The sequence below is a fragment of the Streptomyces sp. NPDC002886 genome (genome assembly GCF_042888445.1).
Taxonomy (GTDB): domain Bacteria; phylum Actinomycetota; class Actinomycetes; order Streptomycetales; family Streptomycetaceae; genus Streptomyces.
This window is the reverse complement of the sequence record NZ_JBIAPV010000013.1, coordinates 233,714-251,569: the sequence shown is the minus strand read 5'-3', so window position 1 is coordinate 251,569 and position 17,856 is coordinate 233,714. Positions and strand designations below refer to the sequence as shown.

General features: G+C 70.7%; 18 protein-coding genes. 16 read left to right on the top strand and 2 right to left on the bottom strand.

Annotated features, from left to right (window positions below; genetic code table 11):
- Positions 1-27: 27 nt before the first annotated feature.
- The 5 genes from ACFYYB_RS37710 (at position 28) to ACFYYB_RS37690 (ending at position 5,357) form a co-directional block, all read left to right on the top strand.
- The gene (locus ACFYYB_RS37710) at positions 28-975 is read left to right on the top strand and encodes an ArsR/SmtB family transcription factor (protein ID WP_389442285.1); all 948 of its coding nucleotides are present in this window, start codon (positions 28-30) and stop codon (positions 973-975) included.
- 494 nt (positions 976-1,469) lie between these two features.
- A complete protein-coding gene (locus ACFYYB_RS37705) occupies positions 1,470-2,081 on the top strand; it encodes a dTMP kinase (protein WP_389442283.1) in 612 nt (203 codons plus the stop codon).
- Between the two features lie 523 nt (positions 2,082-2,604).
- The gene (locus tag ACFYYB_RS37700; RefSeq protein ID WP_389442375.1) at positions 2,605-3,429 is read left to right on the top strand and encodes a class II aldolase/adducin family protein; all 825 of its coding nucleotides are present in this window, start codon (positions 2,605-2,607) and stop codon (positions 3,427-3,429) included.
- 25 nt (positions 3,430-3,454) lie between these two features.
- Complete coding sequence (locus ACFYYB_RS37695; RefSeq protein WP_389442280.1) at positions 3,455-4,546, top strand: histidinol-phosphate transaminase; 1,092 nt, start codon at positions 3,455-3,457, stop codon at positions 4,544-4,546.
- Positions 4,547-4,556: 10 nt separating this feature from the next.
- On the top strand, positions 4,557-5,357 hold the full coding sequence (locus tag ACFYYB_RS37690) for a nucleotidyltransferase domain-containing protein (RefSeq protein ID WP_389442278.1): 801 nt from the start codon (positions 4,557-4,559) through the stop codon (positions 5,355-5,357).
- Between the two features lie 6 nt (positions 5,358-5,363).
- On the opposite strand, the gene ACFYYB_RS37685 is transcribed toward ACFYYB_RS37690, so the two are convergent.
- Positions 5,364-6,527, bottom strand: a complete 1,164-nt coding sequence (locus ACFYYB_RS37685) for a pyridoxal phosphate-dependent aminotransferase (protein ID WP_389442275.1) — start codon at positions 6,525-6,527, stop codon at positions 5,364-5,366.
- 194 nt (positions 6,528-6,721) lie between these two features.
- Between ACFYYB_RS37685 and ACFYYB_RS37680 the strand changes: the two genes are divergently transcribed.
- From ACFYYB_RS37680 to fbaA, 7 genes are all read left to right on the top strand, one after another.
- Entirely contained in the window at positions 6,722-6,985 is a 264-nt protein-coding gene (locus tag ACFYYB_RS37680) for a hypothetical protein (protein ID WP_389442272.1), read from the top strand.
- 379 nt (positions 6,986-7,364) lie between these two features.
- Positions 7,365-7,946 carry a DUF2617 family protein gene (locus tag ACFYYB_RS37675; RefSeq protein ID WP_389442269.1) on the top strand — a complete coding sequence of 194 codons (582 nt, stop codon included), beginning with the start codon at positions 7,365-7,367 and terminating at the stop codon, positions 7,944-7,946.
- 164 nt (positions 7,947-8,110) lie between these two features.
- A complete protein-coding gene (locus ACFYYB_RS37670) occupies positions 8,111-9,781 on the top strand; it encodes a polyamine aminopropyltransferase (protein WP_389442266.1) in 1,671 nt (556 codons plus the stop codon).
- 60 nt (positions 9,782-9,841) lie between these two features.
- Positions 9,842-10,750 (top strand): SRPBCC family protein, encoded by a 909-nt coding sequence (locus ACFYYB_RS37665; protein ID WP_389442264.1) that lies wholly within the window; start codon positions 9,842-9,844, stop codon positions 10,748-10,750.
- Positions 10,751-10,837: 87 nt separating this feature from the next.
- Positions 10,838-11,626: an aldose 1-epimerase gene (locus tag ACFYYB_RS37660; RefSeq protein WP_389442261.1), complete on the top strand. Its 789-nt coding sequence runs from the start codon at positions 10,838-10,840 to the stop codon at positions 11,624-11,626.
- Between the two features lie 21 nt (positions 11,627-11,647).
- Complete coding sequence (pyrE, locus tag ACFYYB_RS37655) at positions 11,648-12,187, top strand: orotate phosphoribosyltransferase (protein ID WP_250748753.1); 540 nt, start codon at positions 11,648-11,650, stop codon at positions 12,185-12,187.
- A 254-nt stretch (positions 12,188-12,441) separates the two neighbouring features.
- A complete protein-coding gene (fbaA, locus tag ACFYYB_RS37650; RefSeq protein ID WP_112446238.1) occupies positions 12,442-13,464 on the top strand; it encodes a class II fructose-bisphosphate aldolase in 1,023 nt (340 codons plus the stop codon).
- 84 nt (positions 13,465-13,548) lie between these two features.
- Here fbaA and ACFYYB_RS37645 read toward each other — a convergent pair whose 3' ends face one another.
- On the bottom strand, positions 13,549-13,968 hold the full coding sequence (locus ACFYYB_RS37645) for a DUF3151 domain-containing protein (RefSeq protein WP_389442257.1): 420 nt from the start codon (positions 13,966-13,968) through the stop codon (positions 13,549-13,551).
- 96 nt (positions 13,969-14,064) lie between these two features.
- Here ACFYYB_RS37645 and ACFYYB_RS37640 point away from each other — a divergent pair, with 96 nt between their 5' ends.
- From ACFYYB_RS37640 to ACFYYB_RS37625, 4 genes are all read left to right on the top strand, one after another.
- On the top strand, positions 14,065-14,418 hold the full coding sequence (locus ACFYYB_RS37640; protein ID WP_389442255.1) for a hypothetical protein: 354 nt from the start codon (positions 14,065-14,067) through the stop codon (positions 14,416-14,418).
- Positions 14,419-14,577: 159 nt separating this feature from the next.
- Positions 14,578-15,426: a tryptophan 2,3-dioxygenase family protein gene (locus ACFYYB_RS37635; protein WP_389442252.1), complete on the top strand. Its 849-nt coding sequence runs from the start codon at positions 14,578-14,580 to the stop codon at positions 15,424-15,426.
- Positions 15,419-16,642 carry a kynureninase gene (gene kynU / locus ACFYYB_RS37630; RefSeq protein WP_389442250.1) on the top strand — a complete coding sequence of 408 codons (1,224 nt, stop codon included), beginning with the start codon at positions 15,419-15,421 and terminating at the stop codon, positions 16,640-16,642. The genes ACFYYB_RS37635 and kynU overlap by 8 nt, the downstream gene beginning before the upstream one ends.
- 170 nt (positions 16,643-16,812) lie before the next feature.
- Positions 16,813-17,739: an alpha/beta hydrolase family protein gene (locus ACFYYB_RS37625; RefSeq protein ID WP_389442249.1), complete on the top strand. Its 927-nt coding sequence runs from the start codon at positions 16,813-16,815 to the stop codon at positions 17,737-17,739.
- Positions 17,740-17,856: the final 117 nt, after the last annotated feature.

The following is a 17,856-nucleotide window of genomic DNA, read 5'->3' as shown; positions in this document are numbered from 1 at the left end:
GGTGACTCACGGCCGGGCTGCGATGCCTTGATCCGTCTACAGATCGATGACGCCACCCTGCACAGGATCCGTCTGACGATCAGCCCCCTGTGGGAGGCGATCGGCAGCCTGGCCATCCTTGCCCGCTACCGCGGAGACGTGCCGTCCCCGTACGCGAACTGGGCACGCTCGGTCCGGCCCGGCATGCCGGCCGAACTGACCCGGGACTTGGTGGATGCCATGCGGCAGCGCGATTTCCCCCTCCTCGACCCGGACTTCGTCCCCGTTCCCAGTGCGTCGCGCAGCAGCATCACGGACGAGTTGGAACACCTGCGGTCCACGCATCCCCGGTCCCGCCGGACGGATCAGGTCATCGAGCTGCTCGAGCGCTACTGGGACTGGGCGATCGCCCCCCACTGGGGTTCGATCCGGTCCTGCCTGGAGGAGGAGACCCTCTTCCGGGGACGCACTCTCGTGGTCCAGGGGCCCGAGGCCATGCTGCACGAGCTGGACGGCCGGGTGATGTGGTCGCACCCGACGCTGACCGCGCCGTATCACCATGACCTCGATCTCACCGTGACGCACTCGCAGTTGCTCCTCGTACCGACCGTCTTCGCCGGCGGACTCCGTCTCTGTGGAAGGCGGGAGGGTGCGATGGCGATGGCCTACCAGGCGCGAGCCATCGGTCATTTCCACGTCCTCGCCGAGTCCGTTCAGAACCAGGAGACGGACGACCGGCTGGCACTTCTCCTGGGCAGGGGCAGGGCGCAGGTCGTCCGAGCGCTGGAATCACCCCAGACGACGACCTCGCTGGCCGGGACCCTGGGCCTGGCCAAGAGCACCGTGTCCCAGCACCTCACCGTGCTCACCGACTCGGGCATCGCATGGAAGCAGCGAGTGGGCGGCCGGGTCTTCTACGAACTCGACGACGACGGCAGGGCGTTGCTCGGCCAGCTGGGCCAGCCGAGCCGGCAGGCCCGGTCCGTCGCGGGGTGACCGCGGGCTCCGTTCGGACGGCGGGAACCTGAGGGGAAGTCAGCCGGACGATCCGCAAATGACCGAATTCCTACGGATTCAAGGAATTCAGCGTCACGGTCGCTGAAGGTTGAAATCGGAACAGGAATCCGACATGAGCGACGAATCAGGGGCAGGAAATACAAGGGGAATCGGACAAATGGCCACGCACCGGGCCCCGGGCCCCTGTGCGTCAAACCCTCATCTGTCACCGTGAAATCAAATCCCGCAGTTCAACTCATCTCAATCCCCGAGACATCACAGGCCTCCGGTTTACAACTTGGCGGCTACACCCATAGGTTACTTGGGAGTCGGCGGGGGGGCCGAGTTCAAGCGTTGGATTCACCGGACACGGATCTTTTTCGTTGCGCCGCTCGTTCCCTCCCCCGTAATTGGAACAGTTCACGAGGGTGGTCGAAGTGCGCGCACAGCAGAATCACGCGGGATCAGAGTCCAGGGTCGGGCGACTTGTGGCCGTGGTGGGTCTGGACGGAGCCGGCAAGTCCTCCCAGGTGCGCGCTCTCGGTGAATGGCTCCGCGCGCAGGGCGTACCGGGCCAGGCCCATCAGAGCGTCACCATGGCACCCGTCCGCAAGGCTCTCAACGCCATGGCTGAACAAGACGGCCTGGTAGACCACTTGGAGCTCGTGGGCGGAGAGACCATGCGCCTCATCTCCGCCTGCTCCCAGCTGGCCCGGGTGGCTGCCTTCGAGCCGGTCCTCATGACGTCACCCGACATCGTGATCCTGGACCGCTTCGTCTACTGCCAGTACGCCCTGGCCAAGGCCGAGGGGGTCGGTAGCGTCGATTTCCTGCGCAGGCTCCTCGGGAATGCCCCCAAGCCGGATCTCACGATCTTCCTGGACATCTCCCCGGCCGAGGCCGTACGCCGGATCGACATACGGGGAATCGATGAGGAGAGCCCCGAGTTCCTCGATTCCTTCCGGTCCGCGTACATCGATCTCCCTGAATTCACCGAATTCGTTTCGGTCCCGGGCGACGGTGACTTCGAGACCGTGCAGCTGGCGATGAGGCAGGCCATCATCGACGCATTCCCCGAGAACTTCGCGAACATTCAGGCCGCCTGAGCATCTGCTCGCACGGGCATCCGGCAAGCCGTCCGGGATTCAACGGCCGAGTGCCCTTCCCCGGCCCGGGGGGATTTCCGGGCGCGGCTCCGCGGGCCGTCCGTGGATACGGGTTCCAGCGGACCGAACAGCGTCCGCCCCTCCGCCCGCCGGACGGAGCCGTATCGCGGGCGGGGGCGGCACGCACCACGCAGCCGATCCGCTCGCCTCGCACCGGCGTGGTGCCCCCTGACGGCCGCGCTGCTCCGCAGGGTCACCGGCACGCTTCGTGCCCGCCCTGCCGCGCCGGAGCACCCGGGCGCCGGCGCGCCAGTGCGCCCGTCCTCGGGCCCGGACCAGGGCCCGGACCCGGGCCCGGACCACGCGACCGCCACCGGCATCGGACGCCCGGGGTCCGCCCGCGCCGCCGCCGGTTCCCGCCCTGTGAACACGGCGAGGGAAGCCCGGCCGTGGCGGTCCATCACACAAGAGAACTTCCGCGGTGCGACGTCAACGGTGCACCCACCAATGAGGGGATCACGTCATCAAAGGCTCGATCGTTCTGGTCAACGACACTGACGATGTCGAACCTGCGCGGCCCGTCCACCAGGAGCGGCAGCATCGGCTGACTCAACTGATCGCCGCCCTCCGCCTCTTCTCGCGGTGGGGGTACGACGAAGGCGAGGGATTCGCGGGGCACTTCGCGTGCCGGGACCCCGAAGTGACGAACGCCTTCTGGGTCAACCCCGTCGGAGTGCACCTGTCGATGATCGACGTCGACGACCTCGTCCTGCTGGACTACAGCGGGAACGTGCTCGCCGGCCGGCACCCGGTCAACATCGGCGCCCTGGTGCTGCACTCCAGCCTGCATGCCGCCCGGCCGGACGTGGTGGCCTCGGCACACTTCCATTCCCCTTACGGGCGGATCTGGGCCGGCACGGGCCGGATCCTTCCCGTCATCAGCCAGGACACCTGCGCCTTCTACCAGGATCAGGCGGTGGACCACGAATTCGGCGGCCTTCCCCACACGTTCGAAGACGCCCGTGCGACCGCCGAATCCCTGGGTGATCTGAACACCTTGATCATGAAGTACCACGGCCTGCTCACCGTCGGCTCCTCGGTGGAGGCCGCGGCCTGGCGCTACATCACCCTGGAAAGGGCGTGCAAGGCGCAGGTGCTGTCGGCGGGCCTCGGGCCGATCGATCCGATTCCGCACGATGTCGCCCTCAAGACGCAGCGGTACGTGGCCTCCGAGGACAGCGCGCGCGTCCAGTTCCAGCCCCTCTACGACTACATCGAACACGTCGACGGTGCGTGGACCACGGACTCATCCCGTATGCCGGTGGTCCCTGCGGCCACCTCCGTCTGAACAGCTCACGATGTTAGGAGAACCGTTGAAGACCAGGCTCATCCGGCCGGAACTGGACGGCCTGCCGTCCTACCTGCCCAGTCCCATTCCGCTTGACGGCAACGGGGCTCCGCAGACGAATGGCTCCGTGAGACTCGCACTCAACGAGTTGCCCTTCGGGCCGCTGCCCGGCGTCGTCGATGCGATCAGCTCCGCCGCCGGTGACGCCCACCGCTATCCCGACATGGCGGCTTTGGCCCTGCGCAAGGCGCTGGCCGACCGCCACGGACTGTCGCCGGACCACATCGTCACCGGGTTCGGCTCGGTCTACCTTCTCGAACTGCTCCTCAAGACCGTGTGCGCACCGGGCCAGGAGGTCGTCTTCTCCTGGCGTTCCTACGAGGCGTATCCGGTCGCGGCGGTAGGCGGCAGTCTGCGCCCCGTGAGGGTGCCCTGCACCGAGGGGTTCGGCCAGGATCTGCGGGCGATGGCAGAAGCAGTGACCCCCGACACCCGTGTGGTCCTCATCTGCAATCCCAACAACCCGACCAGTACCGCCGTCACCCGTGCGGAGCTCACGAAGTTCATCGACTCCGTCCCGGATTCGGTCCTGATCGTGCTGGACGAGGCCTACGGCGAGTTCGTCACGGACCTCGATGTTCCCGACGGCCTCGTCGAGTACGGGGACCGGCGCAACGTGGTGGTGCTGCGCACCATGTCGAAGGCCTGGGGCCTCGCGGGACTGCGCGTGGGATGGCTTGCGGCCACACCGGAAGTGGCGGGTGCCATGCGCAAGCTCCTGGCGCCGTTCGCCACGAGCACCATCGCCGAGGCCGCCGCGCTCGTCGCGCTCCGGCAGGAACAGGAGGTGCGCCGTCGCGTTGACCGCATCACGTCGGAACGCGCCCGCATGTTCCCGGCGCTGAAGGCGTTCGCACCCCGCACGCCGGAATCACAGGCCAATTTCTTCTGGCTCCCCATGCCGGATCCGGCCGGCTTCGCGGCACATTGCGCGGACCGGGGAGTTCTCATACGAGATTTCCCCGAAGCCGCCCGCGTGACGGTGGGCAGCCCAGCCGAAAACAATCGATTCCTTGAGGCAGTCGCTACAGCGGACAGCCTGCTGCTAGTCGGGTAAGGATTGGCCAGTGTTTATTCCTCTTGATGCCGACGGCCATCTGGTCAACCTCGCGGACGCAGAGAAGGTCGAAAGGCCGTGGCGCCCGCTCATTGACAGTCTCGTCCATGAATACCGGACCCGTTATCGGGATCTCGCCAGTGTCTATGTGCGGGGATCGGTGGCGACCGGGACGGCCGTATTCGGGCACTCCGACCTCGACCTGATAGCTGTGACACACGAGGACAGCGCGTTCGAGAGGGCCTGGATGGCCGAGGTGGTGGAGCGTACCCTCAGCCGGCACTCGGCCTCCGTCGACATCGATCTCGCCACCACCTCGGTGAAAGCCGTGCTCACGGACCGCAAGAGCGGTTTCTATATCAAGACGCAATCGGCTCTGATATATGGGGAGGATCTCGCCCCGCAGATCGCCCCGTATCGGATCGGTCCGGACGCGTTCAGTCATCTTTTCAATCTCGAACTCGATCTCGCGACGGTCCGGGACGCCATGGGTGGAGCCTCTGGGGATTTACCTCAAACCCTGGTGTTGCGCCTTGTGAAGCGAGTCCTGCGTGCCGGTCTGGAACTGTTTGCCGAACGGCTTCAGATATATACGCGCGACCCGCACGACTGCTGCGAGCTCTTCGGGCAGCAATATCCCGAGAAGGCCGCCGACATGCGGGAGGCGCTGGGCTTGATGTCCGGGTCGACGGATCCCGCCGAGGCGCTTGAACGCGTTGAATCATTGATCCGATGGATGGCGGCCGAGAGGGCGCGCATTTATCCCGGAGCGGTGCCGAGGATCGCCTTCATCGACGACCTCGGAGTCTGAGGGGCGTCACCACCGCTGAAGACGGGAAGCGGCCTCGCGCAGGACGTCGTCCTGCTTGCAGAAGGCGAAGCGGACCTGGCTGCGACCGGCGTCGGGGTCGTCGTAGAAGACGGAGTTGGGGATGGCCACGACGCCGCAGCGGTCGGGGAGGGCGCGGCAGAAGGCGTAGGCGTCCTTCTCGCCGAAGGGGGTGATGTCGGTCGTGATGAAGTACGTGCCCTGGGGCTGGTAGACCTCGAATCCGGCCGCGCGCAAGCCGTCGCCGAGCAGGTCGCGCTTGCGTTGCATGTCGGTGCGGAAGCCGTCGAAGTACGCGTCCGGCAGGCGCAGGGCCTCGGCGATCGCGTACTGGAACGGACCGGCGCTGACGTACGTCAGGTACTGCTTGGCGGTCCGGACCGCTGCCACGAGCGGGCCGTCCGCCATGACCCAGCCGACCTTCCATCCGGTGAAGGAGAAGGTCTTGCCGGCGGAGGAGATGGAGACGGTGCGCTCGCGCATGCCGGGGAACGTCGCCATCGGGACGTGGGTGGCACCGTCGAAGGTCAGGTGCTCGTACACCTCGTCGGTGACGACGAGCAGGTCGTGTTCGACGGCGAGCGCGGCGATGGCGCTCTGCTCCTCGGTGGTGAGGACCATCCCGGTGGGGTTGTGAGGCGTGTTCAGGAGCAGCAGGCGGGTCCGCGGGGTGATCTTCGAGCGCAGCTCGTCCAGGTCCGGGCGGAAGGACGGGGCGTGCAGGGTGAGCGGTACGCGCTGCGCGCCGGCCATGGCGATGCAGGCGGCGTAGGAGTCGTAGAACGGTTCGAAGGCGATCACCTCGTCGCCCGGCTCCAGCAACGCGAGCATGGTCGCGGCGATCGCCTCCGTGGCCCCCGCGGTGACCAAGACCTCCGTGTCCGGGTCGAGGCTCAGGTCGTAGAAGCGGCGCTGGTGGTCGGCGATCGCCTGGCGCAGCTCCGGGATGCCGGGGCCCGGCGGGTACTGGTTGCCGCGGCCGTCGCGCAGCGCGCGTACGGCAGCCTCACGGACCGACTCCGGACCGTCCGTGTCCGGGAAGCCCTGGCCCAGGTTGATCGCGCCCGTCGCCGCCGCCAGTGCCGACATCTCCGCGAAGATCGTCGTCCCGAGTCCGTCCAGCCTTCGGTTCAGCAGTGGTCTGGCGCTCATGTCTCCACCGTTCTCACTCGGGTGCCCGTCGATTCTCCGGGGGCCATCCTGACTCATCGCCGCAATCCTGCGGGGAAGCTCTGGACTTGCTCAAGTGTGCTTTGGGCCGCGTAGGGCGCGGGCATCCCCCCAGCACGCGGGACGAAGGGGATCCCGCACCCCGGGGAACCGGGGCAGCAGAGAGGGGTCGGGGGATGATCCTCGGAATAGTGATCTTCGTGGCGGTGGTCGTGGTGATCGTCGTGGTGGCGGTCAAGGCCGGAGGTGGCCGCGGGGGCCGCGGGGGCCGTGGGGGCGGCAGCGCCGCCGGTGGCGGTGCGGGCTGGTGGGCCGGGAGCGGCTCCTCGGGCCACTCCTCCTCGTGCGGCTCCTCGTCGTCCAGCTGTGGCTCCTCCTCGTCCAGCTGCGGTTCCTCGTCCTCGTCCTGCGGTGGCGGCGGAGGATGCGGTTCCAGCTGACACGGGGCAGCATGGATCCATGGGATCCATGGCTTCCGACGTCGGACCACCCTTCGTGCCGCGTCCCGCATACGTGAGGCGCCCGCCGGGCACAACTTCCGTCGGGCGTCTTCTTGTTCGGACGTCACGGCCGCGCATTACGGCGTACGGGCGGCATGTGGTTGAACACGTGAACTGTGTAGCCCCCGAGGGGATGTAAACCCCTGCAACTTGGGTAAAAACGCTGTGAGTGCCGTGCCTTTCATGATTCCCTCGGTTGAGTAGACCAGTCCTCGGACCTCCCTGGACTTCCTGTGGACCCGTGCCGGTGTCCCCCCACCCGTTGACTACCGCTGGCGGGCCCCGGCCCATCTCCCTCGCGCGTTTGCGGAGCCGACTCATGCTCACGACCCTCCAGACCACCTATACCGACACGCGTGCCGCCGATCTCGCCTGGGCCCTGGGTCGGGAGCGGCTGCCCGCCCTGGCCGTACTGAACCTCGAACTGGACGGCGCGAAAGTGGAGTTGCGCCTGCTCGGCGCCTCCCACCAGGTACTCCTGGAGGAGGGCGACGTGCTCTGCTCCGAGACCGTCGCCTGTATGCCCGGCAGTAGCACCCCGCTACCGCTCGGCGTGGCCAAGCGCGTCGGCGACTGGGAGTACGAGTTCGCCGCGCGGGTCGAGAACCTCTCGCGCGGCTCCTTCGCCGGGCGGGCCCAGGAACTGCTCGCGCTGGTCGCGGATCACCCGAACGGGCTCGCCGGCACCTTCCCCGGCAGCCCGCACGCCTTCACCGCCATGCTCGCGCAGCGCTACGAGGGTCAGGTCCGGTGGCGGACCTGGCACGCGTACCCGCAGGAAGGGCAGTTGGTGGCCACCCGTACCCGGGTCGGCGTACGGACGTCCGCGGCGGGCGCCGGAGCCGACGCGGGCGCGCCGGGCGCCGTGCGGGTGGGCGCGCAGGCGCCGGTGCTGATCTAGGGGCGCCCGGCCGCCCGTTGCGGGGCGCCGGCGCCGATCCGGCGGCGCCGGGGTCGCGGGGTCGCGGAGTTGCCGGGCGGTTACGCCAACTGCCCGAACCAGTGCGCCACTTACACCCATGTGGGTGACCGGATGCGAGCAGACCGTGACGTACGGTTCGCTTCATGATCGACCGTTCCGCCCCGCGCGGGGTGCTTCGCACCCGGTGGCGCCGCCATCCGGCTCCGGAGCCGCGCGGTGTGGCCCGCGTCCCGGCCGCCCTGCCCGTACGGCCCAGGACCGGCCGACTGCTCGTCCTCGCCACCGTGTTCGTCTGCGCCGCCTGCGGGCTCGTATACGAACTGGAGCTGCTCGCCCTCGGCTCGTACCTGATCGGCGACTCCGTCACCCAGGCGTCGGTCGTGCTGTCCGTCATGGTCTTCGCCATGGGCGTCGGCTCCCTGCTGGCCAAGGCCCTGCGCGGCCGCCCCGCCTTCGGCTTCGCCCTCGTCGAAGCGGGCCTCGCCCTGCTCGGCGGGCTCTCGGCCATGGCGCTCTACGCCAGCTTCGCCTGGCTGGGGGAGTCCCGGCCCGCGCTGGTCGCCTTCTCCTTCGCCATCGGCGTCCTCATCGGCGCCGAGATCCCGCTCCTGATGGTCCTCATCCAGCGCATCCGCAGACAGGACGCGGGCGGCGCCGTCGCCGACCTGTTCGCCGCCGACTACGTCGGCGCCCTCGTCGGCGGCCTCGCCTTCCCCTTCCTGCTGCTGCCCGTCCTCGGGCAGCTCACCGGCGCCATGCTCACCGGGACCGTCAACGTCGTCGCCGGCGGCGGCCTCGTCCTGTGGCTGTTCCGCCGGGACCTGAGCCGCCGCGCCCGCTGGCTGCTCGTCGCCGTCAACATCACCGTCCTCGCCGCCCTGGGCTGCGCCACCGTCCTCGCCGACGACTTCGAACGCGTCGCCCGCCGCGCCGTCTACGGCGGCGAGGTGCGCGTCGCCGTGCAGACCGGCGTGCAGGAACTCGTCCTCACCGGTCCCCCGAACGGCTCACCGCGCTCCCTCGACCTCTTCCTCGACGGCCGCCTGCGGGTCAGCGGCTACGACGAGTACCGCTACCACGAGGCCCTCGTGCACCCCGCGATGACCGGCCCCCACAGCCGGGTCCTGGTCCTCGGCGGCGGCGACGGACTCGCCGCCCGCGAGGTGCTGCGCTACCGCGACGTCGCCTCCGTCACCGTCGTCGAGCTCGACCCCGGAGTCGTGCGGCTCGCCCGGACCGACCCGATGCTCTCCGCGCTGAACGGGCGGGCGTACGAGGACCCGCGGCTCGGCGTCGTCACCGCGGACGCCTTCCGCTGGCTGCGCGCACCCGCCGCCCGGGCCCGCTTCGACGTCATCGTCTCCGACCTGCCCGACCCCGGGATCACGCCCAGCACGAAGCTGTACTCGCAGGAGTTCTACGGGCTGGCCGCGCGGGCCCTGCGCCCCGGCGGGCGGCTCGCCGTCCACGCGGGGCCGCCCGGCACCAGGCCCCGTACCTACTGGACCGTCGAGGCCACCCTGCGCGCGGCCGGCCTGCGCACCGCCCCCTACAGCGCGGGCGGCCGCCTCTCGGGCTTCGCCGCCGGCCCCGACCGGGCGCTCGGCGCCTCCGCCCCCGCGGCGAAGCTCCCGCAGGACTGGGGCTTCGTCCTGGCGGCCCCCGACGGCGTGCCCCGGCTGCGGGTGGACCGGGAGACGCCCGCCCTGCGCTCCCTGTCCACGCAGTCGCTGGCCGACGCGGCCCGGGACACGGAGCGCACCCGGGTGGGGGGCCTCCCGCCGTCGACGCTGCCGCACCCGAGGTACTCGTAGGCGGGGTACGCGTAGCCGGGGTACTCGTGGCGGGGCGGCCGCGTCGGTAGGCTCGTCCGCATGGAGCATCAGGTGTTCGTACCGGTCCCCTCCGCCGACGTTCGCGCCGTGCTGCGCGACCCCGCCCGGCTGGCACGGTGCGTGCCGGGGCTCCAGCAGGACGCCGACACCGAGGCCGGGCCGCTGTCCGGCCGGCTGAAGGTGCGGGTCGGCGGGCACACCGTCACCTACCGCGGCGCTCTCTCCGTCACCGAGCAGGACCCGGACCGCTTCACCCTCGCGGGCGAAGGAACCGAGGTGCGGGGGAGCGGGGTCGTGAAGCTCACCCTCGCGCTGCGCCTCGCCGAGGCGGACGGCGGCACCCGGCTGGAGTTCACCGCCGAGTCCGCCGCCGACGGGCGCGCCGCCGCCTTCGACCCCGACGCTGCCGCCACGGCCGCACACCGCCTCCTGGACCGGGCCGCCGGGCACCTCGCGGCCGTCGCGGTCGACGGGGCGATCGGGCCGGACGACGAGGCTGTGGACGCCGACGCGGGCTTGAGCGGCGACGTGGACTTGAGCGGCGACGTGGACTTGGGCGTCGACCAGGACGCGGACCACGGCGCGGACCAAGGCGCGGACCAGGACCCCGGCCCGGGGTTCACCGAGGTCACCGCGTCCGTGTTCGACACCGAGGTCCCGCCCCCGTCCCTGGACCCGTTCCTGGAGGGCACCTTCGAAGGCATGGCCGACCTCGGGGACCTGGGCGGACCCCCGCGTCCGCCGGCCGAGGCCGCGCACGCCCGTCGCACGATGATCGGCCGCAGCGCCGAGGAGGTCGACCACGCGCCCCCGCGCGGCCGCTACGCCCCGGTCCCGGCCCCGACGTCCGCCTCCGCGAACGCCAACCTCCGCTGGATCGCCCCGGCCGCCGCCGTGGCCGTGGCCTCGGCGGTCCTCCTGGGCCGCGCCCTGCGCCGCCGCCGCTGACCCGGGGAACGCGCCCGCCGGACCCGGGGAACGCGCCCGCTCCCGCGTGCGGACCTGATCACCCGCCGGGCTGACTAAGGTCATGGCATGAGTACGCAACTGCGCGCCGGCGGCGCCGAGGTGACCATCGACCAGGAGAACGGCTGCCGGATCAGCAGTCTGCGCATCGACGGGACGGAACTGCTGCGGCAGGGGGACCACTACGGGTCCTTCCCCATGGTCCCGTGGTGCGGCCGGACCAGGGACGGGCAGTTCCAGGACGGCGCGACCCTGCACCAGCTGCCGCTCAACCACCCGCCGCACGCCATCCACGGCTTCGGCCGGGACGCCGCCTGGCGCCGCGCCCGGACCACCGACACCGAGGCCGCGTTCACGTACCCGCTCGCCGACCCGTGGCCCTACGAGGGCCTGGTCACCCAGATCTTCGAGCTCGGCGAGAACGCGCTGACCCTGACCCTGGGCATCGAGACCTACCAGGACTCCTTCCCGGCGCAGGCCGGCTGGCACCCCTGGTTCCACCGCAACCTCGGCAACGGCGGCGAGGACGTGCGCATCGACTTCGAGGCCGCCTGGCAGGAGGAGCGCGGCGCCGACCACCTGCCCACCGGCAACCGCATCGACCCGAAGCCGGGCCCCTGGGACGACTGCTTCGGCATGCCGTACGGGGTCGACGTCACCCTGACCTGGCCCGACGCCCTGGAGCTGAAGGTCACCAGCCGCTCCGAATGGGTGGTCGTGTACGACGAGGAGTCCGAGGCGGTCTGCGTGGAACCGCAGTCGGGCCCGCCCAACGGCCTGAACAGCCTCCCCCAGCTGGTCACCCCCGTGGACCCGCTGGAGATCTCCACCACGTGGACGTGGCGGCGGCTCGGGTAGTGCCCAATTAAGCTCGGTGCCATGAGTGACGTACGCGATGCGCTTCTGCAGCAGATCAAGGACAAGGCCGTCGTGCACGGCAAGGTGATCCTCTCCTCCGGCCGGGAGGCCGACTATTACATCGACCTCCGCCGGATCACCCTGGACGGCGAGGCCGCCCCGCTGGTCGGCCAGGTCATGCTCGACCTCACCGCCGACCTGGAGTTCGACTGCGTCGGCGGCCTGACGCTGGGTGCCGACCCGGTCGCCACCTCGATGCTGCACGCCTCCGCCGCGCGCGGCGCGCGCCTGGACGCCTTCGTCGTCCGCAAGGCGCAGAAGGCGCACGGCATGCAGCGCCGCATCGAGGGCACCGACGTGAAGGGCAAGCGCTGCCTGGTGGTCGAGGACACCTCGACCACCGGCGGTTCCCCGCTGACCGCCGTCGAGGCGGTCCGCGAGGCCGGGGGCGAGGTCGTCGCCGTCGCGACGATCGTCGACCGCGGCGCGGCCGACGCCATCGCGGCCGCCGGACTGCCGTACCTCACGGGCTACCAGCTGGACGACCTCGGTTTGTCCTAACCCTCGGACACCGGGTCGTGCTTCCGCACAACTGGTGACTTAGGTCCCCGGAAGTCCGGAACTAGGCCCTGACCTGCGGTTTTTCGGTCGGGTGGAGTGTTTCACGTGAAACACTCCACCCGGATCGGGCCGCGCGGCGCCGTCACGGAGGTGGAGTGGGGGCGCGAGTCTGGAAAGATGGGGGAGACGGCAACGTCGCCCCCAGGTCAGGGCCCGCAATAAGCACACTCCCCGCACATCCAAGGAGCGGACAGATGCCCATCGCAACCCCCGAGGTCTACAACGAGATGCTCGACCGGGCGAAGGCAGGCAAGTTTGCCTACCCGGCGATCAACGTGACCTCGACCCAGACCCTGCACGCTGCACTGCGCGGCTTCGCGGAGGCCGAGAGCGACGGCATCATCCAGATCTCCACCGGTGGTGCGGAGTTCCTGGGTGGCCAGTACAACAAGGACATGGTCACCGGTGCCGCCGCCCTGGCCGAGTTCGCGCACATCGTGGCCGCCAAGTACGACATCACCGTCGCGCTGCACACGGACCACTGCCCCAAGGACAAGCTGGACACCTACGTCCGCCCGCTGATCGAGATCTCGGCCGAGCGCGTGGCCCGTGGCCTCAACCCGCTCTTCCAGTCGCACATGTGGGACGGTTCCGCCGAGACCCTGGCCGACAACCTGGCCATCGGCCAGGAGCTGCTCGCCAAGGCCGCCGCCGCGAAGATCATCCTCGAGGTCGAGATCACCCCGACCGGTGGCGAGGAAGACGGCGTCAGCCACGAGATCAACGACGAGCTGTACACCACCGTCGACGACGCGCTGCGCACCGCCGAGGCCCTGGGCCTGGGCGAGAAGGGCCGCTACCTGCTGGCCGCCTCCTTCGGCAACGTGCACGGCGTCTACAAGCCGGGCAACGTCGTCCTGCGCCCCGAGCTCCTCAAGGACCTCCAGGCCGGCGTCGGCGAGAAGTACGGCAAGTCCTCCCCGTTCGACTTCGTCTTCCACGGCGGCTCGGGCTCCACGGCCGAGGAGATCGCCACCGCGCTGGAGAACGGCGTCGTGAAGATGAACCTCGACACCGACACCCAGTACGCCTTCACCCGTCCGGTCGTGGACCACATGTTCCGCAACTACGACGCGGTCCTGAAGGTCGACGGCGAGGTCGGCACCAAGTCGAAGTACGACCCCCGCACGTGGGGCAAGGCCGCCGAGGCCGGCATGGCCGCGCGCGTCACCGAGGCCTGCGCGAACCTGCGTTCCACGGGCACCAAGCTCAAGTAAGCGGCGCCTCACGCGGCAGCGGCTTTCCCGGGAGGGCCCGGCTCCACCGTCCACGGACGGAGGGGCCGGGCCCTTCTGGCGTGGTTACCGCTTCAGCTCGGCGTACGCCTCTTCGCTGCTGTCCTTGAGGAACTGCCAGCAGCGCTCGGTCTCGTCCTTCTCGTTGATCTCGCCGGCGGCGCGGCCCAGGGCCGCCAGGCAGCGCAGGAACCCGCGGTTGGCCTGGTGGCTCCACGGGACGGGGCCGTGTCCCTTCCAGCCGGCCCGGCGCAGCGCGTCGAGCCCGCGGTGGTAGCCGGTACGCGCGTACGCGTACGACTCGATCACGCGCCCGCCTTCGTAGGCGTCCTCGGCGAGGATCGCCCAGGCGAGCGAGAACGTGGGGTACTGGGCCGCGACCTCGGCCGGCGGCAGGGACTCCTCGCTGAGGAGGCGGTACGCCTCTTCGTTCTCCGGCAGGTGGGTCGGCTCGGGGCCGCCGAGCAGGTTCTTGTGCATCGTCATGCCGTCAGTCTGTCACCCGCGATCAGGTGTCCGTGAGGGCCGCTGAAGTTCTGCCGGTCCGTTCCGGTGGGGGGAGAGCAAGGGCCGGACCACGGCGTGGGATTTCTGGCGACAAACGGTGGAGCGACGCTCTTCCTGCTGCTGCTCATCGCACGGCTCAGGCATCGTGAAATCCTGGAGTTTCGTTTCATCGCGGGCATGCTGCTGCTGATTCCGGTCATCCCGTTCACGATGTTCGGCACTGGAGCTCTGTTGGTGGGCATGCTGGCCACCCAGGTCGCGTTCGCGGCGTGGGTCATGCCGGTACCGGGGCCCGAGCGGCCGGTCGGCCGGCAAGAGCATCGGCCGGGAATAGCTGTGGATCAGGAGACGAGCCGGACGACGAGGGGGCCGTGGCGGCGCTCGGTCGTCGCCGGGTCGGCGGAGTACGAGTACCCCGGCGCCCCCTGACCGACCGGCCCATCTCCGGTCGCGGTGGGTGACGTGCGCCACTGACTATTGAAGCCCTGCGGCACGACGGTCTTATGATGCGGACAGGGGACCGGAGCTCCACTCACCTCACCGGAAGGAGCGGACCGCTACCCGGAAGCACGTATCGAGGAGACAGCGATGTCGCACGCCCTTGATGCCTCCGGAGACGGCGGTTCGGACACCCCGAACCTCGACTTCGCCGGCACGACTCCCTACGAGGACTACGTCCAGGCGGACGTCCTCACCCACCTCCAGCACCTGCGCTCGGACGACCCGGGCGAGATGGTCTTCCTGGTCACCACCCAGGTCATGGAGCTGTGGTTCACGGTCATCGTCCACGAGTGGGAGACCGCCGCGCAGGCGCTCCGCGAGGACCAGCTGCCCGTCGCGATGGATGCGCTGAAACGATCCCTCCGCGAGCTGGAGGCCCTCAACGCCTCTTGGCGCCCCCTCGCCCAGCTGACCCCGGGCCAGTTCAACGCGTACCGCGCCGCCCTCGGAGAGGGCTCCGGCTTCCAGTCGGCGATGTACCGCCGGATGGAGTTCCTGCTCGGCGACAAGGCCGCCTCCATGCTGGTCCCGCACCGCGGCGCCCCGCGCGTCCACGCGGAGCTGGAGAAGGCACTCCAGGAGCCCAGCCTCTACGACGAGGTGCTGAGCCTCCTCGCCCGCCGCGGCCTCCCGGTCCCGCAGGCGGTCCTCGACCGCGACCTCTCGCAGCGCTACGAGCCCTCGCCCGAGGTCGAAGCCGTCTGGACGGCCCTGTACGCGACCCCGGACGCCCACCTGGACCTGCACCGCCTCGGCGAGGTCCTCACCGACGTGGCCGAGCTGGTCTGGCGCTGGCGCAACGACCACCTGGTCGCCACCCGGCGCGCGATGGGCGCGAAGACGGGCACGGGCGGTTCGGCCGGCGTGACCTGGCTGGAGAAGCGGGCCCAGAAGAACGTGTTCCCGGAGCTCTGGACGGCGCGCAGCCATGTATGAGCCGATCGTGGACGTATACGTGACCCCCGACCTGGCGGCCCGCGCCGAAGCCCTGGACGCGGCCGATCCCCTCGGCAAGCTCCGCGACCGCTTCTCCCTCCCCGAGGGCGTGGTCTACCTCGACGGCAACAGCCTCGGCGCGCTCCCCTCGGGGGTGGCCGCCCGGCTCGCCGAGGTCGTCACGGAGCAGTGGGGCACCCGCCTGATCCGATCCTGGACCGAGGGCGAGGCCAATTGGTGGAACGCCCCCGAGCGCATCGGCGACCGGATAGCCCCGCTGGTCGGCGCCGCGGCCGGCCAGGTGGTCGTCGGCGACTCCACCAGCGTCAACCTGTTCAAGGCGCTGGTCGGCGCCGCCCGGCTGGCCGCGCCCGGCCGGACCGAGCTGCTCGTGGACGCCGCGACCTTCCCCACCGACGGCTACATCGCCGAATCGGCGGCCCGGATGACGGGCCTGCGCGTCGTCCCGGTCGACCCGGCCGACGCCGCGGGGGCGATGGGCCCGGACACCGCCGTGGTGCTCCTCAACCACGCCGACTACCGCACCGGCCGCCTGCACGACCTGCCCGGCCTCACCGAGGCCGCGCACGCCGCCGGGGCGCTCGTCGTCTGGGACCTGTGCCACACGGCCGGGGCGCTGCCCGTGGGCCTCGACGCGCACGGGGTGGACCTCGCGGTCGGCTGTACGTACAAGTACCTCAACGGCGGCCCCGGCGCCCCCGCGTACCTGTACGTCGCGGCCCGCCACCAGGGCGATTTCGACTCCCCGCTGCCGGGCTGGAACGGCCACGCGGACCCGTTCGCGATGACCCCCTCCTACGAGGCGGCGCAGGGCGTGGCGCGGGCCCGGGTCGGGACCCCGGACATCCTGTCCATGCTCGCGCTGGAGGCCGCCCTGGACGCCTGGGACGGGGTCGCGGTCGAGGAGGTCCGCGCGAAGTCCCTCGCGCTGACCGACTTCTTCCTCGACTGCGTGGCGGCGTACGTCCCGGCGGGCAAGGTCGAGCTGGTCACCCCGACCGGGCACGACCAGCGCGCCAGCCAGGTGTCGCTGCGCACGGAGAACGCCGACGGGATCATGCGCGAGCTGATCTCCCGCGGGGTGATCGGGGACTTCCGCGCCCCCGACGTCCTGCGCTTCGGATTCACTCCGCTGTACGTCGGCTTCGCGGACGCGGAGCGTGCGGCGCGCGCACTGGGTCACATTTTCGGGTGAACCGGTAGCGAAACGTCACATCACCGCGCGGGCGGGGCTACGGCCCCGCCCGCGCCGGTATCTCCCCGGCCCGCCACGGAGGGGGCCGTTCCGGCCTGATACGGTCCCGCTCTGCCGGGACACCGGAACACCAGTCCCCCTCGTCCCACGCGTTACCGGAGGTTGAGCCGATGACGGACCCCGCAGCCGAACGGGACGCAGCCGAACGGGACGCCGCCGAGGCCGCCTCGGCCTTCTCCCACCCGCCCGTGGTCCCCGACGCCACGGCCGCCTACGGTGAACACCCCGACCAGATCGTCGACTTCCACGCACCGCGCGGAGAGCGCGCGCAGCCGGGTGTCGCGCGCTCCGCGCCGCTGGTCGTCGTCCTGCACGGAGGGGCGTGGCGCGCCCCGTACGACCGGCAGCACATCAGCCCCTTCGCGGACTTCCTGGCCCGGCAGGGTTTCGCCGTCGCCAACGTCGAGTACCGGCGCGGCCAGTCCCGGGCATCGCTGCCCCTGCCCCACCAGGACGCCCAGGGCCCGGTCGCCGGCCGCTGGCCCGAGACCTTCGACGACGTGGCCGCCGCACTGGACGCCCTCCCGGAGCTGGCCGCCGGCGCCCTGCCGGAGGCCGACCCCCGCCGCATGGTGCTGACCGGCCACTCGGCCGGAGGCCACCTCGCGCTGTGGGCCGCGGCCCGGCACGTGCTCCCGCCCGACGCCCCGGCCGGCTGGCGGCTGCCCTCGCCGCCGCTGCTGCGCGGTGTGGTGGCGCTGGCTCCGATCGCGGACTTCGCGGTGGCGGAGGAGCTCGGGGTGTGCGGGGGCGCCTCGGCGCAACTCCTGGGCGGTGCCGGAGCCTTCGCCGCGCGGCGCCCGTACGCCGATCCGGCGGCGCTGCTCCCGACCGGCATCGCGACGGCGGTGGTTCAGGGCCGGAGCGACATCGTGGTCCCGGAGGCGGTGTCGGAGGCGTACGTCGCGGCGGCGGCGCTGGCGGGGGAGATGGTGGGTCTGACCCTGCTGGACGGGGTCGGCCACTTCCCCCTCATCGACCCGGCGGCGGACGCGTGCGCGGTGGTGTCGGAGGAGATCGCGCAGCTGGGGTGGTAGCCCCGACGGCGCGCCCGCCCGCCCGACCGCCCGCCCGGGATCAGGCCGGTTCGCGGAGGGCCCCCATGCGCTCCCGCAGCTCGGTGACCTTGACGGACTCGCCGCCCTTCTCGCAGA

Coding starts and splice junctions, on each gene's coding strand:
- ACFYYB_RS37625 (WP_389442249.1), top strand. CDS start 16,813: ATGACGGACCCCGCAGCCGAACGGGACGCAGCCGAACGGGACGCCGCC.
- ACFYYB_RS37675 (WP_389442269.1), top strand. CDS start 7,365: ATGCTCACGACCCTCCAGACCACCTATACCGACACGCGTGCCGCCGAT.
- ACFYYB_RS37660 (WP_389442261.1), top strand. CDS start 10,838: ATGAGTACGCAACTGCGCGCCGGCGGCGCCGAGGTGACCATCGACCAG.
- pyrE (WP_250748753.1), top strand. CDS start 11,648: ATGAGTGACGTACGCGATGCGCTTCTGCAGCAGATCAAGGACAAGGCC.
- ACFYYB_RS37680 (WP_389442272.1), top strand. CDS start 6,722: ATGATCCTCGGAATAGTGATCTTCGTGGCGGTGGTCGTGGTGATCGTC.
- ACFYYB_RS37635 (WP_389442252.1), top strand. CDS start 14,578: ATGTCGCACGCCCTTGATGCCTCCGGAGACGGCGGTTCGGACACCCCG.
- ACFYYB_RS37685 (WP_389442275.1), bottom strand. CDS start 6,527: ATGAGCGCCAGACCACTGCTGAACCGAAGGCTGGACGGACTCGGGACG.
- ACFYYB_RS37645 (WP_389442257.1), bottom strand. CDS start 13,968: ATGACGATGCACAAGAACCTGCTCGGCGGCCCCGAGCCGACCCACCTG.
- ACFYYB_RS37665 (WP_389442264.1), top strand. CDS start 9,842: ATGGAGCATCAGGTGTTCGTACCGGTCCCCTCCGCCGACGTTCGCGCC.
- ACFYYB_RS37670 (WP_389442266.1), top strand. CDS start 8,111: ATGATCGACCGTTCCGCCCCGCGCGGGGTGCTTCGCACCCGGTGGCGC.
- fbaA (WP_112446238.1), top strand. CDS start 12,442: ATGCCCATCGCAACCCCCGAGGTCTACAACGAGATGCTCGACCGGGCG.
- kynU (WP_389442250.1), top strand. CDS start 15,419: ATGTATGAGCCGATCGTGGACGTATACGTGACCCCCGACCTGGCGGCC.